Source organism: Delftia acidovorans NBRC 14950, from assembly GCF_001598795.1.
GTDB classification, from domain to species: domain Bacteria; phylum Pseudomonadota; class Gammaproteobacteria; order Burkholderiales; family Burkholderiaceae_C; genus Comamonas; species Comamonas acidovorans.
The window spans coordinates 52,269-67,687 of sequence record NZ_BCZP01000012.1; the positions used below are offsets into that span (position 1 = coordinate 52,269).

At 68.7% G+C, this 15,419-nt stretch carries 13 protein-coding genes; 4 read left to right on the forward strand and 9 right to left on the reverse strand.

Features of this window, described 5'->3' with window-relative positions; all coding sequences use genetic code 11:
- Positions 1-1,455 (forward strand): efflux transporter outer membrane subunit, encoded by a 1,455-nt coding sequence (locus DA1_RS16805; protein WP_034392645.1) that lies wholly within the window; start codon positions 1-3, stop codon positions 1,453-1,455.
- 70 nt (positions 1,456-1,525) lie between these two features.
- Here the strand turns inward: DA1_RS16805 and DA1_RS16810 are convergent, their stop codons facing one another.
- The 4 genes from DA1_RS16810 to DA1_RS16825 all read right to left on the reverse strand — a co-directional run bounded on the left by DA1_RS16810 (position 1,526) and on the right by DA1_RS16825 (position 6,544).
- A complete protein-coding gene (locus tag DA1_RS16810) occupies positions 1,526-2,800 on the reverse strand; it encodes an acyl-CoA dehydrogenase family protein (protein ID WP_034392646.1) in 1,275 nt (424 codons plus the stop codon).
- A gap of 78 nt (positions 2,801-2,878) precedes the next feature.
- Positions 2,879-3,964 (reverse strand): phosphotransferase, encoded by a 1,086-nt coding sequence (locus DA1_RS16815; RefSeq protein ID WP_013802790.1) that lies wholly within the window; start codon positions 3,962-3,964, stop codon positions 2,879-2,881.
- 151 nt (positions 3,965-4,115) lie between these two features.
- Positions 4,116-4,835, reverse strand: a complete 720-nt coding sequence (locus tag DA1_RS16820) for a Crp/Fnr family transcriptional regulator (protein ID WP_012205125.1) — start codon at positions 4,833-4,835, stop codon at positions 4,116-4,118.
- A 170-nt stretch (positions 4,836-5,005) separates the two neighbouring features.
- The gene (locus DA1_RS16825; protein ID WP_051940669.1) at positions 5,006-6,544 is read right to left on the reverse strand and encodes a 3-hydroxyacyl-CoA dehydrogenase; all 1,539 of its coding nucleotides are present in this window, start codon (positions 6,542-6,544) and stop codon (positions 5,006-5,008) included.
- A gap of 58 nt (positions 6,545-6,602) precedes the next feature.
- On the opposite strand from DA1_RS16825, the gene DA1_RS16830 reads away from it, so the two are divergent.
- Positions 6,603-9,344, forward strand: a complete 2,742-nt coding sequence (locus tag DA1_RS16830) for a type IV pilus assembly protein FimV (protein WP_255288134.1) — start codon at positions 6,603-6,605, stop codon at positions 9,342-9,344.
- Between the two features lie 58 nt (positions 9,345-9,402).
- On the opposite strand, the gene thiE is transcribed toward DA1_RS16830, so the two are convergent.
- The 4 genes from thiE to DA1_RS16850 all read right to left on the reverse strand — a co-directional run bounded on the left by thiE (position 9,403) and on the right by DA1_RS16850 (position 12,615).
- A complete protein-coding gene (gene thiE, locus DA1_RS16835) occupies positions 9,403-10,326 on the reverse strand; it encodes a thiamine phosphate synthase (protein ID WP_034392648.1) in 924 nt (307 codons plus the stop codon).
- 11 nt (positions 10,327-10,337) lie between these two features.
- Positions 10,338-11,147 (reverse strand): thiazole synthase, encoded by an 810-nt coding sequence (locus DA1_RS16840; protein ID WP_016446735.1) that lies wholly within the window; start codon positions 11,145-11,147, stop codon positions 10,338-10,340.
- Positions 11,148-11,179: 32 nt separating this feature from the next.
- Positions 11,180-11,377, reverse strand: a complete 198-nt coding sequence (thiS, locus tag DA1_RS16845; protein WP_034392649.1) for a sulfur carrier protein ThiS — start codon at positions 11,375-11,377, stop codon at positions 11,180-11,182.
- Positions 11,378-11,496: 119 nt separating this feature from the next.
- The gene (locus DA1_RS16850) at positions 11,497-12,615 is read right to left on the reverse strand and encodes an FAD-dependent oxidoreductase (RefSeq protein WP_080736999.1); all 1,119 of its coding nucleotides are present in this window, start codon (positions 12,613-12,615) and stop codon (positions 11,497-11,499) included.
- Between the two features lie 354 nt (positions 12,616-12,969).
- Here DA1_RS16850 and thiD point away from each other — a divergent pair, with 354 nt between their 5' ends.
- Positions 12,970-13,851 (forward strand): bifunctional hydroxymethylpyrimidine kinase/phosphomethylpyrimidine kinase, encoded by an 882-nt coding sequence (gene thiD / locus DA1_RS16855; protein WP_034392653.1) that lies wholly within the window; start codon positions 12,970-12,972, stop codon positions 13,849-13,851.
- Positions 13,852-13,885: 34 nt separating this feature from the next.
- Here thiD and DA1_RS16860 read toward each other — a convergent pair whose 3' ends face one another.
- Entirely contained in the window at positions 13,886-14,362 is a 477-nt protein-coding gene (locus DA1_RS16860; RefSeq protein WP_034392657.1) for an SH3 domain-containing protein, read from the reverse strand.
- A gap of 201 nt (positions 14,363-14,563) precedes the next feature.
- Between DA1_RS16860 and DA1_RS16865 the strand changes: the two genes are divergently transcribed.
- The gene (locus DA1_RS16865) at positions 14,564-15,328 is read left to right on the forward strand and encodes an ankyrin repeat domain-containing protein (protein WP_034392659.1); all 765 of its coding nucleotides are present in this window, start codon (positions 14,564-14,566) and stop codon (positions 15,326-15,328) included.
- Positions 15,329-15,419 lie beyond the last annotated feature (91 nt).

The following is a 15,419-nucleotide window of genomic DNA, read 5'->3' on the forward strand; positions in this document are numbered from 1 at the left end:
ATGAAAGACATGAACGACAAGACGATGCCGGCGCGCCTGGGCTGCATGGCCCTGGCCCTGGCTGCGCTGGGCGGCTGCGCCGCGCAGCAGACGGTGCCGGACAGGGCAGCGCCTGCGCTGGCCGCTTCGTGGAAGCAGCAGGGCGAAGCCGTCCCTGCCTCCGTCTCACCCCAGTGGTGGCAGGCCTTTGGCAGTGAGGAGCTGGGCGGCATGGTGCAGGCCGCCCAGGACCAGAGCCTGGACATGGCTGCCGCCATGGCCCGCGTGCGCCAGGCCGAGGCGGCCACGCGCCAGGCAGGCGCGGCGCTGCTGCCGTCGCTCAGCGGCGAGCTGCGCGCCCAGCGCATGAACCATGCACAGGTGGCGGGCGGGCAGGCCAGCGTCTACGGCGCTGCGCTGACGGCCTCGTATGAGGTGGACTTCTGGGGCCGCAACCGCGCCACGCGCGATGCGGCGGCGGCGGCCTGGCAGGCCAGCCGGTTTGACCAGGACACGGTGCGCCTCACGGTCACCGCCCAGGTGGCCCATGGCTGGCTGCAGGCCGTGGCGCTGCGCGAGCGCCAGGCCATTGCGGCGCGCAACGTGGCCAATGCCGAGCGGCTGCTGGGCCTGGTGGAGTCCCGCGCGCGCGCAGGCGCCGCCACCCAGCTGGAGTTGGCCCAGCAGCGCGGCCTGGTGGCCAGCCAGCGCCAGGCCCTGGCCACGCTGCGCCGCCAGGGCGAGGATGCCGATGCCACGCTGGCCGTGCTGCTGGGCCAGGCCCGCCGCCCCGCGCTGGCCACGGATTCGCTGCAGGCCCTGCAGCTGCCCGAGATCGGCGCAGGCCTGCCCACGCAACTGCTGCAGCGCCGCCCTGACATTGCCAGTGCTGAGGCGCAACTGACCGCCGCCAGCGCCAACCTGCAGGCTGCGCGTGCGGCGCTGTGGCCCCGGCTGACCCTCACGGGCAGTGCAGGCACCAGCGCGGGCCGCGCCAGCGACTGGCTGCGCGAGCCGGTCTATTCGCTGCTGGCCGGACTGGCCGGCCCCATCTTCGACGGCGGCCGTCTGGCAGCCGAACGCGATGGCGCCCAGGCCCGGCGCGAGGAGCTGCTGGCCGGCTATTACAAGTCCATCGTCGCGGCCTATGGCGATGTGGACCTGGCGCTCAACGCCGTCCACGGCCTGAAGGCCCAGGCCGAGGCCCAGGCCGAGGTGCTGGCCCAGGCCCGCCAGGCCGTGTCGCTGGCCGAGCTGCGCTACAAGGCCGGGGCGGAAAGCCTGCTGTCCCTGCTGCAGGCCCAGACCACGCTGTACGCGGCCCAGGACGATGCCGTGCTGCAGCGCCTGCTGCAGCTGCAGGCGCGCGTGGCGCTGTACCGGGCGCTGGGCGGGGGATGGGAGGCGCCTGCCATGGGCACTGAAATGCCGGAAAGGCAGGCACAAAAAAGCCAGGAGGCATTGCCACCTGGCTGAGAGGGGAGGGGCAGGGCCGCCACCCGGTCCTGCCGGGTGTGCGGCCTGAGGCCTCAGGCTTGATGCCTGCTCAGCTGCCGCGCGTGATGGGCACGCCGGCATCCTTGCCGTAGGCGCCGTACTTGCCCAGCTCCCACTTGGCGATGGCGTTGCGGTGCACTTCGTCCGGGCCGTCGGCAAAGCGCAGCGTGCGCGCGTGGGCGTAGGCGCTGGCCAGCGGGAAGTCGTCGCTCATGCCGCCGCCGCCGTGCACCTGCATGGCCCAGTCGATGACCTGGCAGGCCATGCTGGGGGCCACGACCTTGATCATGGCGATCTCGCTGCGGGCCACCTTGTTGCCGGCAATGTCCATCAGCCAGGCGGCCTTGAGCGTGAGCAGGCGCGCCATGTCGATGCGGCAGCGTGCCTCGGCGATGCGTTCCTGCGTCACGGTCTGCTGGGCCACGCTCTTGCCGAAGGCGATGCGCGAGCTGGCGCGCTTGCACATCAGCTCCAGCGCGCGCTCGGCCAGGCCGATCAGGCGCATGCAGTGGTGGATGCGGCCGGGGCCAAGGCGGCCCTGGGCGATCTCGAAGCCACGGCCCTCGCCCAGCAGGATGTTGCCCACGGGAACGCGCACGTTCTCGAAGTACATCTCCATGTGGCCGTGCGGCGCATCGTCATAGCCCATGACGTTGAGCGGACGCACGATGCGGATGCCAGGAGCGTCGCCGGGCACGATGATCATGCTTTGCTGCGAGTGCTTGGGCGCGTCGGGGTCGGTCTTGCCCATGGTGATGAAGGCCTGGCAGCGCGGATCGCCGGCACCCGAGATCCACCACTTGTGGCCGTTGATCACGTACTCGTCGCCCTGGCGCTCGATGCGGGTGCAGATGTTGGTGGCGTCGGAGGAGGCCACTTCGGGCTCGGTCATGGCGAAGGCCGAGCGGATCTTGCCGTCCAGCAGCGGCTTGAGCCAGCGCTCCTTGAGTTCGGTGCTGCCGTAGCGCGCAATGGTCTCCATGTTGCCGGTGTCGGGAGCAGAGCAGTTGAACACCTCGCTGGACCATGGCACGCGGCCCATGATCTCGGCCAGCGGCGCGTATTCCTGGTTGGTCAGGCCGCCGCCCTTGTAGCCAGCGGCCTCGGCGCTGTCCACGGGCAGGAACAGGTTCCACAGGCCTTGCTCCCGGGCCTTGACCTTGAGCTTCTCGATGGTCTGCAGCGGCGTCCAGCGCTTGCCTGCGGCGGTGTTGGCTTCCATCTCGGCGGCATAGTCCTTTTCGCCGGGATAGATGTGCTCGTCCATGAACTTCAGCAGGCGTTCCTGCAGGTCCTTGGTCTTGGGCGAATATTCAAAGTCCATGGATGCGCTCCTTCTCTTGGCTTGTCGCTTGTGGTGGAAACGGGGTGATCGGTGAGTGATGGGGGCGGTCTGGATGGCTCAGCTGCGCTGGGCAAAGGACCAGGCCAGCTCGGCCATGGGCCGGGCGGTGTCGCCGGAGGCCTTGGCCTGGGCGCTGGAGGCCGTGCCGGCCTCCACGCGCTTGGCAATGCCTTGCAGGATGGCCGCGATGCGGAACATGTTGTAGGCCATGTAGAAGTTCCAGTCGGCGCGCAGCGTGTCCACGTCCTTGAGGCCCGTGCGCTCGCAGTAGCGGCGGATGTATTCCTCTTCGCCGGGAATGCCCAGGGCCGCCAGGTCCTTGCCTGCGATGCCCCGGCCCAGCGTGGCCGGGATATGCCAGCTCATGCAGTGGTAGCTGAAGTCGGCCAGCGGGTGGCCCAGGGTGGACAGCTCCCAGTCCAGCACGGCGATGACGCGCGGCTCGGTGGGGTGGAACATGAGGTTGTCCAGGCGGAAGTCGCCGTGCACGATGGACACGCGCGAGGCATCCAGCGCGCTGGCCGGCATGTGGGCGGGCAGCCACTGCATGAGCTGGTCCATCTCGGGGATGGGCTGGGTGACCGAGGCCACGTACTGCTTGCTCCAGCGGCCGATCTGGCGCTCGAAGTAGTTGCCGCTCTTGCCGTAGTCGGCCAGGCCCTGGGCCGCGAAGTCCACGGTGTGCAGGGCCGAGATCACGCGGTTCATCTCATCGTAGATGGCGGCGCGCTGGGCCGGCTCCATGCCGGGCAGGGACTGGTCCCAGAGCACGCGGCCTTCCATGCACTCCATGATGTAGAAGGCACGGCCGATGATGGACTCGTCCTCGCACAGCGCATACATGTGGGGCACGGGCACGTCGGTGCCGGCCAGGCCCTTCATCACGCGGAACTCGCGCTCGATGGCATGGGCCGAGGGCAGCAGCTTGGCCACGGGGCCGGGCTTGGAGCGCATCACGTAGCTGCGGCCCGGGGTGATCAGCTTGTAGGTGGGATTGGACTGGCCGCCCTTGAACATCTCCACCTGCAGCGGGCCGGCAAAGCCCTGCACATGGCCCTGCATCCAGGCGGTGAGCGCGGGCACGTCGAATGCGTGCTGGTCGGAGACGGGGCGCGTGCCTACGAAATGGTCGAAAGTGCTCATGGGGCAGTCAGTCCTGTGATCGGTTCGGAAACCGGTTCTAGAAAGGGGTGCGGCCGCGCGGCACGGGCGCGGCAAGGCACCGGCCGGCGCGAACGTCCGGTCGGTGAAGGAAAGGGTTGTGTGTACGCGGCGCGGTGGGGGCCGCGCAGGTTCAGGCGTCGGGCGCGGCGATGCGCAGCAGTGTGTCGCGGTCGCAGACCACCAGGCCGCCCGGCTCGATGCGGATGGCGTTCTCGCGCTCCATGGCCTTGAGTTCCTGGTTCACGCGCTGGCGCGAGGCGCCCAGCAACTGCGCCAGTTCCTCCTGCGCCAGGTGCAGGCCGATGCGGATCTCGCTGCCATCCGACAGGCTGGTCACGCCGTAGCTGCGCACCAGGTGCAGCAGCTGCTTGGCCAGGCGCGCGCGCAGCGGCAGGGTGTTGAGGTCCTCGACCAGGCCGTAGAGCTGGCGGATGCGCCGTGCATGCAGGCGCAGCATGGCTTCCGAGAACTCCACATGCATGGACAGGATTTTCTTGAAGTCGGTCTTGGACACGCACAGCAGCGTGGTCTCGCCATGTGCATAGGCATCGTGCGTGCGCTTGTCCCCGTCCAGGATGGCCACGTCGCCGAACCAGATGCCCGGCTCCACGTAGTCCAGCGTGATCTGCTTGCCCGTGATCGAGGTCGAGCTCACGCGCACCGCACCCCGGGCGCAGGCGATCCATTCCTCGGGCGGTTCTCCGCGTGCGCAGATGAGCGTGCCATCTTTGAACCGTTTGACGTAAGCGCATCGAAGAATGTCGTGCCGAAGCGATGGAGAAAGTGATGAAAACCAGCGACCGGAATTGATCGCTTCACGTTCTTCGATGGTAAGAATCGGGTCGTCCATGGCCTGTCTTTTGCGTGACTGATGACGGTCACATTGTCGCGTGTGGGACCGCCGCGGCGCAGCATGCCGCCGGCGGGCCTGTCACTTCGGTGTCTGGGCCTGCCGAAAACGGGGCAGGGCGGCGAAAAAAAGGCGACCCGTCGTGCATCGGGTCGCCGGCTTTGCAGGGCTTATGGCTCCTCGTGCGTGAGGCTCAGCCCCAGCGCGCCACGGCGGCGCAGCCAGGGGCTGGGGCGGTAGCGTGGATCGCCGTAGACGGTCTGCAGGTTGAACAGGACCTCCAGCATGTTGGTGGGCCCCCAGCGGTCGCCCATGGTCAGCGGGCCCATGGGATAGCCCAGCCCCAGGGTCACGGCCTTTTCCAGGTCGGCCGGGCTGCCGATGCCCTGCTGGCAGATGTCGCTGGCGATGTTGACGATGGAGCCCACCACGCGCTGCGTGACGAAGCCGCCGCTGTCGCGGATCACGCTGACGGCCTTGCCGTCGCTGGCAAAGAGCGCATGGGCGGCATCGCGCATGTCGGTGCGCGTGGCCGGCGTGGTGGCCAGCACGCGGCGGCGCGTGTCGGCGTCGGCGATCAGCATGTCGATGCCCATGGTGCGCGTGCAGTCCAGCCGCTCCACGGCAGCCACCGTGGTCACGTCCAGGCCCAGCGGCGCCACCAGGATCAAGGCCTGCTCGGTCGGTACCTGCGCGGTTTCAATGCGCGCGCCCAGGCTCTTGAGCAACTGGTAGATCTCGTTGCGCCGGGCCGCGCGTGCGGACACCCAGACCGGTGGCAGCGTCTGCACCTGCGGCACGGCAGGCTCGGCAGGCTGCTCGGCGCGGCCTTCTGCATAGCGGTAAAAGCCCTGGCCGGTCTTGCGGCCCAGCAGGCCGGCCGCCACGCGCTGCGCGGCAATGGGGCTGGGGCGGTAGCGCGGCTCCTGGTAGTACTGGTGGTAGATGTGCTCCATCACGGCATGGGTGACATCCAGGCCGGTGAGATCCATCAGCTCGAACGGGCCGAGCTTGAATCCCACCTGCTCGCGCAGGATGCGGTCGATGGTGGCGAAGTCGGCAATGCCTTCCTGCACGATGCGCAGCGCCTCGGTCACATAGCCTCGGCCCAGGTGGTTGACCAGAAAGCCCGGCGTGTCCTGCGCACGCACGGGCGTGTGGCCGAAGCTGCGCGCGAACTGTGCCAGCGTGGCGCAGGTGGCCTCGTCCGTGGCCAGGCCGCGCACGATCTCCACCACCTTCATCAGCGGGGCCGGGTTGAAGAAGTGAAAGCCGGCAAAGCGCTGCGGGTGCTTGAGCGCCGTGGCCAGCGTGGTGATGGACAGGGCCGAGGTATTGCTGGCGATGAGGGTCCCGGGCGCAACGATGGCCTCCAGCTCGCGCAGCAGCGCCTGCTTGGCATCCATGCGCTCGACGATGGCCTCTATCACCAGGTCGCAGTTCCTGAAGGCATCGAGACCGTCCGTCACCGTCAGCCGGGCCTTGCAATCTGCGGCCTGCTCACTTGTTATTTTTTGTTTCTTCTGCAGTGTGTCCCACAGCGCAAGCAGCTGTTGTTGCGCTTGTGCGGCAGCACCGGGACGGGCATCCTGCAACAGCACCCTGGCGCCTGCCTGGGCGGCCAACTGGGCAATGCCTTGCCCCATGATGCCTGCGCCTATCAATCCGACGTTTCTGATAGGAGAAATGTTGTTTTGGATCATATACATAGAGGAGGTGTCCTACAGGTGTCTATGCAAAAATGCAAGCGTTCAAAGAAAGGCTGATGTGAGAATTTGTAGCACCATTCTCGGCGTCGCCCTGTCCTCCATGGCCTGGAACGCGTCCGCATTGTCGTTGGGCAGTCCTCGGGGCAACGTGGTGCTGGGCGCTCCGTTCGACCTGGTGGTGGGCTTGCAGCCCGATAGCGGAAACGACGCCGGCAGCTCCTGTGTGCGCGCCGAGCTGCTGGCCGGTGACAGGCCCATCGAATCCTCGCGCGTCAGTGTCAGCCCGACCTCGTCGGGCAAGGCCGTGCGGGTGCAGGCCCGCTATACGGTGGACGAGCCCATCGTGACGCTCAAGCTGTGGGCGGGCTGCGAAGGTGGCGGCATCAGCCGCAGCTATACGCTGCTGGCGCAGCTGCCAGATTCGGTGGACGCCACAGGCAACCAGCCCATCAATGTGCGTGAACTGGCAGCAGCGCAGCCTGCGCTGCCGACCGTGGGCGCCGCAGCAGCAGCCGGTGCTGGCGCTGGTGCTGGTGCAGCCGGTGTGGCTGGCACCGCTTCTGAATCTTCTTCGACACCCTCCCGCGCGGCCGCTGCCCGCAGTGCCCGGTCGGATGCCCGGCCTGCCACGGCGCCCGCTCCCAAGGAGGCGCAGCCCCAGCCCAAACCAAAGCCCAGGCCGAAACCCAAGGCCGCGGCCGAAAAGTCCAAGCCTCCCGTGGGTGTGACCGCCCAGGCCCAGGCCGGACAGCTGCAGGCGGGCCTGCGCATCGAACCGCGCCTGCGCATGGAGCCGGTGGAGGAGTGGCTGGGCACGGGCGGAACCCCGGGCGCCGATGGAGCAGCCGGAACACCCGAAGGCGTCGCCGCATCTGCGGCTCCCATGTTCGATGCCGGCAGCGAGCAGCTGGCCGAGGCCAACAAGCGCGTGCAGGCGCTGGAGGCCGAGATGGCGGCCTTCAAGAAGCGCGACGGCGTGGACCGTGGGCAACTGGCCCAGTTGCGGGCCGAGCTGGACGCAATGCGCCAGGAGTCCGGCGGCTCATCCTGGCTGTTCAATGCGCTGCTGCTGGCCCTGATTGCCGCCGTGGCCGTGATCGGCTGGATGGCCTGGCGCATGCGCTCGGGTGCTTCGCTGTTCTCGCGCGAGCAGAACGCCTGGCGGGAATCGGTGGAGCGTTCGTCGCAGGACCCCGTGCCGTCGACCCCGCCGCATGTGCGCGATGACGAGATCCACACCCTGCCGCATTCCCTGGATCCCCATCGGCCCACGCGGCCCATGGCTCCCAGCCTGCGTGAGCACCGGCCTGCGGCACCGCAGCAGGACGACCGCCGGGGACCGGATACCCTGGCTTCGCCCTATGTGCAGCGCGGCGCCCAGATGCGCCCCGGCGTGACCTATGAGCTGCACGAGGATGTGGACCCTGGCGACTTCGGGCCGGCCACCATTCCCGTGCCTGTGTCCGTGCATGCCGAGCTGGAAACCGAGCCTGCGCCGCAGGCACCGTCACCTGTGCGCACATCCGCGCCCGAGGCCATCAAGGCCAGGCGCATGGTGCAGCCCGGCGAACTGTTCGACGTGCAGCAACAGGCGGAATTCTTCATCTCGGTGGGCGAGCACCAGCAGGCCATCGAACTGCTGCGCTCGCATATCGACACGCATGAGGATTCCTCGCCGCTGGCCTATCTGGAGCTGCTTCACCTGTACTACACGCTGAGCCGCCGCGACGATTTCGACCAGCTGCGCGCGCGTTTTGCCCGGCATTTCAACGCCCGTGTGCCGGCCATGCCGGGCTTTACCGACAAGGGCAGCAGCCTGCTGCAGGGCTACCCCGAGCAACTGGCGCGCATCGAGGCCCTGTGGCCCGTGGAAGAAGTCGAAGCTTGCCTGGCGCACTACCTGTTCAAGCAGGACGGTGCACCCGACCCCGATGCGCCGGCCCCCTTCGACCTGGCGGCCTTCGACGACCTGCTGCTGCTGCTGTCCATTGCGCGCACCTCACCTGCCGGAACCCGCGGCGAACCCGGCCCGCGCGAGCGCACCACGCCGCGCATGGTCACGGGCACTGCCGCAGCCGCAGCCGGCGCAGCCACGGCCGGCGCGGCGGCCTTCACAGCGGCTGCAGAAACCACGCCGGCGCAGGCTCCTGCATCCGCGGCCACGGGCGTGGACTGGATGGCAGAGCTGCAGCCGCCGATAGAACCTGCACAGCCGCAGCCGGGCTCAGTGACGCCGCTGGAGCCGGGCCTGGAGTTCACCCCCATGGACACGCTGCCCCTGTCCACGGGTGCTGTCGGTGGCGGCGACAGGCCTGCAAGCAGCGCACCGGACTCGTTGTCCGCACCGCTGCACTTCGAGCTGCAGCCCCTGAACTTCGATCTGGATCAGGCCGGCCAACTGCCCGCAGGCCAGGTGCGCGCCGTGCCCCTGGGCGAGGCGCCTTCCTTCATCCACGATGAGTCGGCACCGCTGCTGGACATAGACCTCACGGACCTGGGCGAGAACGAGCTACCGCATGTCGATGTGCCCTCGCGCTTTCCGCCCGTGACGCTGTCGATGCCCGGCTCGGGTGCCGTGGGTTTCAGCAGCCACAATCTCAAGGCGCCGCTGGACATGGACCTGGCGCTGGACAAGTGGGAGCTGGAGCCGCCCGACACCGTGCGTGAGCACCGTGGCCTGGACGAGCCGCTGAGCCGCTCGGTGGACATGCTGCTGTCGCGCGAGACCGACCCGGCCTTTCGTAGCTCACCACAGGCTCCGTCGCCGCAGGCAGACGACAAGGATCCGCCCAAGGGCTGAGGCAGTGAAAAAAAAGGGAGCATCTGCTCCCTTTTTTGTTGGAGTGCCCAGCAAGAACTCAGTCGGCAGCGTGCATGCTTGCGAGCAACTGCTGCGCCGCCGCTTCAGGATCCTCGGCATTGACCAGTGCCCGCACCACGGCCACCGAGCCTACGCCCGTGGCGCGCACGGCCGGGAACTGGTCGGCTGAGATGCCGCCGATGGCCACCAGCGGGTAACGCTGCATCAGCCGCACATAGGAGCCCAGGCGCGCCAGGCCCTGCGGAGCCGTGGCCATTTTCTTGAGTGTGGTGGGGAAGACGGCGCCCAGCGCGATGTAGCTGGGCTGCACCGCATGGGCGCGCACCATTTCGGCATAGCCATGCGTGCTCACGCCCAGGCGCAGGCCCGAGGCGTGGATGGCCTGCAGGTCGGCGCCGGCCAGCGCGTCCAGGTCTTCCTGGCCCACATGCACGCCATAGGCGCCGGCATCGATGGCCTCGCGCCAGTGGTCGTTGATGAAGAGCAGGGCGCCCGTGCCTTCCACGGCGGCCACGGCGGCACGCACTTCGCGGGCGATGGCGTCGCGGTCCTCGGACTTGAAGCGCAATTGCACGGTGGGCACACCGGCGCGGGCCATGCGGCCCACCCATTGCGCGTCGGGCAGCACGCCGTACAGGCCCAGGGACCTTGGGCAGTCCGGGAAGGCCAGTGCGGGATCGGAGCCGTCCAGGCCGAAGTCGCGCGGATCGTCGGGCCATAGCGTGGCCTCGAAGCGGCCCCTGCGCAGCGTCTGCGCCTGCCAGGCGCAGGCCAGCGTCTCGGCGTCGATGGTGATGAAGCCCAGCGCGCTGCAGGCCTGCAGTGCCGCAAGATAGGCCGGCTCCTGGCGCTGTGTCTGCGGCACGGGCTGCGAGGGCAGGGCGGAGCCTTCAGGGGCGAAGGTGGCGCCGTGCAGGCGCACGATGGCATCTGCCCAGGATTGGATGGAGTCGTTGCTCATGGCCGGTCTCCTCAGCCGTGGTGCCAGAACGGCGTGCCCAGCACGGGCGTGCTGGGCTGGGCGGCAGATTGCTCGGCCATGGCGCCGGCGCGGTGGGCGGCGTGGCCGGCATTCACGGCATCGGCAAAGGCGCCGGCCATGGCCACCGGGTCTTCGGACAAGGCCACGGCCGTGTTCAGCAGCACGGCGTCATAGCCCCACTCCATGACCTGGCAGGCATGCGAGGGCCGACCCAGGCCCGCATCCACGATCAGCGGCACCTTCAGGCGTTCGCGCAGCGTCTGCATGGCATAGGGGTTGACGGGGCCGCGGCCCGTGCCGATGGGCGCCGCCCAAGGCATGACGGCCTGGCAGCCCACATCCACCAGGCGCTGGCACAGCACCAGGTCCTCGGTGGTGTAGGGCAGGACCTGGAAGCCGTCCTTGATGAGGATGGAGGCGGCCTCGACCAGGTTCAGCGTGTCGGGCTGCAGGGTGTAGTCGTCGCCGATCAGCTCCAGCTTGATCCAGGGCGTCTCGAAGACTTCGCGCGCCATCTGGGCCGTGGTCACGGCTTCCTGCACGGTCATGCAGCCGGCGGTGTTGGGCAGCACGGGCACGTTGAGCTTTCTGAGCAGTTCCCAGAAGCTGGCACCGGTCTCGGCGGCATTGCTGCCCTGGCGGCGCAGCGAGGCCGTGACCATGGCCGGGCGGGCACGCTGCACGGCAGCTTCCAGCACGGCGGGCGAGGGATAGCGGGAGGTGCCCAGCAGCAGGCGGCTGTCAAAGCGCTGGCCGTACAGGACCAGGCTGTCGTCGGAGGAAGAGGCGGAAGTCGTCATGGCGTGAGGCAATGGGAGAGTCGGATGGGGCATCAGCCGCCGGTCACGGGCGAGATCACTTCGAGGCGGTCGCCGTCGTTCAGCGCCTGCTCGGCATAGCGGGTCTTGGGCACGAAGACGGTGTTGATGGCCACGGCAAAGGGCGGGCGCGGCGCAAGCTGGGCCAGCGCGTCGGCCACGGTGGCTCCGTCGCTCAGTTCGGTCGCTTGCTGGTTGATGGTGATGTTCATGGCGGCTGGGGGGAAACGAAAGGCGGGTACGGGGGCTTGTTCGATCTTAGGCAGGGCCGGGCCTGGCGACCCTGCGTGCATGTCCGGTCTGTTGTGCGTGAAAGTGCCGTGCGTGCCGTTCAGGCGGCTGCCTTGTGCTGCGATGGCGCATGCTCGACGGCAACATCGAAGCGGCGGGCCAGTTCGGAATCACCGCCGTCGAGCAACTCCAGCACCACGTCCAGCATGGCCGGCGCGATCATGAAGCCATGGCGGTACAGGCCGTTGACCTCCATCACGCGCGGCGCGCTCCAGCGCACGGCCGGCAGATTGTCGGGCAGGGTGGGGCGGCACTGGGTGGCTATCTCGACGATGCGGCCCTCGGCAAAACCCGGATGCACGGTGTAGGCGGCACTCAGCAGCTCCAGCGTGGAGCGCACGCTGGCCGGCGACATGTCGTCGGACTCGATCTCGGTGGCGCCGATGACGAAGAGGTGGTCCTCCTTGGGCGCAATGTAGATCGGGTAGCGCGGATGGATCAGGCGCGTGGGCCGCTGCAGCGTGACCTCGGGCGCGTGGATGCGCACCACCTCGCCGCGCACGCCGCGCAGCGCGGGCCACTGGCCGCGTGCGCCCAGGCCCCGGCAGTCCAGCACCCAGTCGGGCTGGCCCGGCGTGCCGGGTTGGAAGTCGGCCAGCTCGCGCGGCTGGTTCCAGTGCTGCTCCACGCCCAGGCGGGTCAGCGTGGCGTGAAGTGAGGCCAGCAGCTGGCGGTTGTCCAATTGGCCCTCGCCCTGCAGGTACATGGCCTGGGCAAAGCGCCGCTCAAGCGCGGGCTCGCAGTCGTGCAGGGCCTGGTCGGCCAGCGGCTGCAGCGCGGGAAGGCTGGGGTTGATGCGGCGGTTTTTCTCCAGCAGGCCGAAGAAGCGCTGGGCATCGCCCGCGTCCTGGCGGTGCCAGAGGATGAGGGTGCCGTTTTGCTGGAAGAACACGGGCGCATCGAGCTGGGCCAGCAGTTCGGGCCAGCGCGTCAGGCCGTGCTGGCCCATGCGCACCACGCCGGGCTCGGTGATGGCCGATTCGGCCAGGGGCGCGAGCATGGCGGCTGCCACGCGGGCGGCAGCGCCATCGCCTTCGGGGCCGTGGGCGTCGTATACGGCAATGCCGTGGCCGCGACGGGCCAGCGCCAATGCCAGCAGCCGGCCCATGAGGCCGCCGCCCAGAATGGCGATGCGGGAAGAAGCTTGTAGAACGGACATGTGCATCTGGTGGTCAAGTGCGCCCATGCCCGTGGGACTGCCGGCCGGCTGTCCGCGCACAGGGCATGTGCTGGACAAAACGCGGCGTACCACCCCGATTGATTGAAACTCCCCACGCCAGCATGACCTGGATCGGGTGCAGGGGCGCTGCGCGGCAAGGTGCCTGTGGTGCAGGCTTGTGCGGCAGGGGGCTGGTCGCCCCGGGGCCCCAGGGTGTTTCTCAGTCACGCATCGGTGAGGCGGGCCAGGCCCTGTTTCACCGACGGGACACCCCTGTTTCGTCCGTCAGCAGGCATTACAGCACATCCCGCAGCTGCCGGTATTGACCATGCGCATGGGTGATAATTTTCGCCCATGACTGCCGACCACTCCCCTTCGACCGCCGCATCCCCCGAACCGGCTCCCGCCGCGCGCAAGCGCTATGCCCGCGTGCTCATCATCGCGGGCTCCGACAGCGGCGGCGGCGCCGGCATACAGGCCGACCTCAAGACCTGCAGCGCCCTGGGCTGCTACGGCATGACGGCCATCACGGCCATCACCGTGCAGAACACGCTGGGCGTCAGCGGCATCCACGGCATTCCCGTGGACATACTGCGCGGCCAGATCGATGCGGTGGTCGAGGACATCGGCGCCGATGCCGTCAAGATCGGCATGCTGGCCACGCCCGAAGTGGTGCAGGTGGTGGCCGATGCCATCCGCCGCCACCAGCTGCGCAACGTGGTGCTGGACCCCGTGATGGTGGCCACCAGCGGCGACCGGCTGATTGCCCCGGAAACCGCCTCCGTGCTGGTGCGCGAACTGTTCCCCCTGGCCACCGTGGTCACGCCCAATCTGGACGAGGCGGCGCTGCTGCTGGGCCACTCCATTGATGGCATAGACGCACTGGACGGCGCCGTGCAGGAACTCCTGGCGCTGGGCGCGCCTGCCGCCTTGCTCAAGGGCGGGCACTTGTCGGGCGATCTGGTGGTGGACCTGCTGGGCCATGGCAACGGCCAGCGGCTGCGCCTGCAGTCGCAGCGCATTGCCACGCACAACGGGCACGGCACGGGCTGCACGCTGTCTTCGGCGATTGCCTCTCACCTGGCGCTGGGCCTTCCGCTGGAGGCGGCCGTGGCCCAGGCGCGCGAGTACATCCTGGGCGCGATTGCGGCCGGCGCCGATGTGTTCACGGGCGCCGGCCATGGCCCGCTGAACCACGGTTATGCGCCGCGCGCGCAGGTCGTGGTCAACGGCTGAACGTCCAGCCAGACGTCCAGGGAATCAGCCCAGGTCACCAGCCCCAGGTCAGGCTGCGCGCCACCCAGCCCTTTTGGCCGTTGTCGCGCTGGACCTGGGCCCAGGAGCCCTGTTTCCTGAGCGTGCGCACCACTTCCATCTCAGCCAGCTTGCCCACCACGCGATGGTTCTGGCCCGGGCCGGCGCGCAGGTTGGCGGTGCGCCCGGTCACCACCATGTGCGGGGTCTTGCCGGTCAGCGGCGCATGCACCCAGCCCAGCGTGCTCTCGTTGTCCCTGACGCGCAGCCACTGGCCCTTGCGCTGCACCACCTGCAGCGGATAGCCCTTGCCCAGTTCCCACAGCGTGGCCGAGCGCGTGGTGGGCTGCTGCCGCACATTGACGCTGGCGCCCTTGACGCTGACGAACTCGCGCGCATGGGCGACGGCCGGAGCCAGGGTGGTGGTGAGGACGGCGAGGGCGGTGGCGGCTGCGGCCAGCCAGCGGGCGGCACGGCGTTGATTGCAAGGCACGGGAACGGGTCTCCTTTCGTTCGAGGTCGGCTGGCGCGCGGAGACTTTCCAGCGCGGGCCGAGCCCAGGGAAAGCGCGTGGGATCAGGCGATGCCGCTATAGTTCCTGAATGAAACTGACGGGCGGCACCCCGGGTTCGCGTGCAATCGCCCGGGCTTGCCGTACGCTTGCCGCACCACAGTGTTTTCCAGGAGGGCTTGTATGCACCATGCTGTTTCCCGATCCGGCGCGCAGGGCCGGCACGCGGCGATTCTGACGGCCTGCCTTGCGGCAGGACTGGCGGATGTCCAGGCGCAGGATGCCCAGGCCGTTGCCGCCGCCGCCGAGGGCCGCGACGCTGCCAAGGCGCAGGAGGGTGTGGTGAACCGCCCCGAATTCGGCCCCGCGCTGCTGGCGGCCGCCCAGGCCGGCGAAGCGCTGCAGGTACGCGACTGGCTCAAGCGCGGCGCACCTGTCGATGTGCGTGACCGGCAGGGCAACACTCCGCTGCTGCTGGCCGTGCGCGGCAACCATGTCGAGGTCGCGCGCTCCTTGCTGGTCCACGGGGCCAATCCCAATCTCAAGAACGACCTGCAGGACAGCGCCTATCTGCTGGCCGGTGCCCTGGGCCGGCTGGAAATCCTGCGCATGACACTGTCGTATGGAGCCGACCTGCAAAGCGTCAACCGTTATGGCGGCACGGCGCTGATCCCCGCCTGCGAGCGCGGCCACGTCGATACCGTGCAGGCCTTGCTGGCTGCCGGTGTGCGGGCCGACCATGTGAACCGGCTGGGCTGGACCTGCCTGCTCGAAGCCGTTTTGCTGGGCGATGGTGGCCCGCGCTACCAGGACATCGTGCGCCAGCTGATCACGGCGAAGGCGGACCTCAGCCTGCCCGACAAGGACGGCGTCACGGCCCTGGCCCACGCCCGCCAGCGTAGCCAGCATGAGGTGGAGCGGCTGCTGCAGGAGGCGGGAGCGCGCTGATCGGCGCAAGCGAAAACGCCTGAAATCGAGGTCTGAACACCAGAATCAGACGGATCTGATTGCTTGGGAAAGGTCTTGTTGCAAATGATTT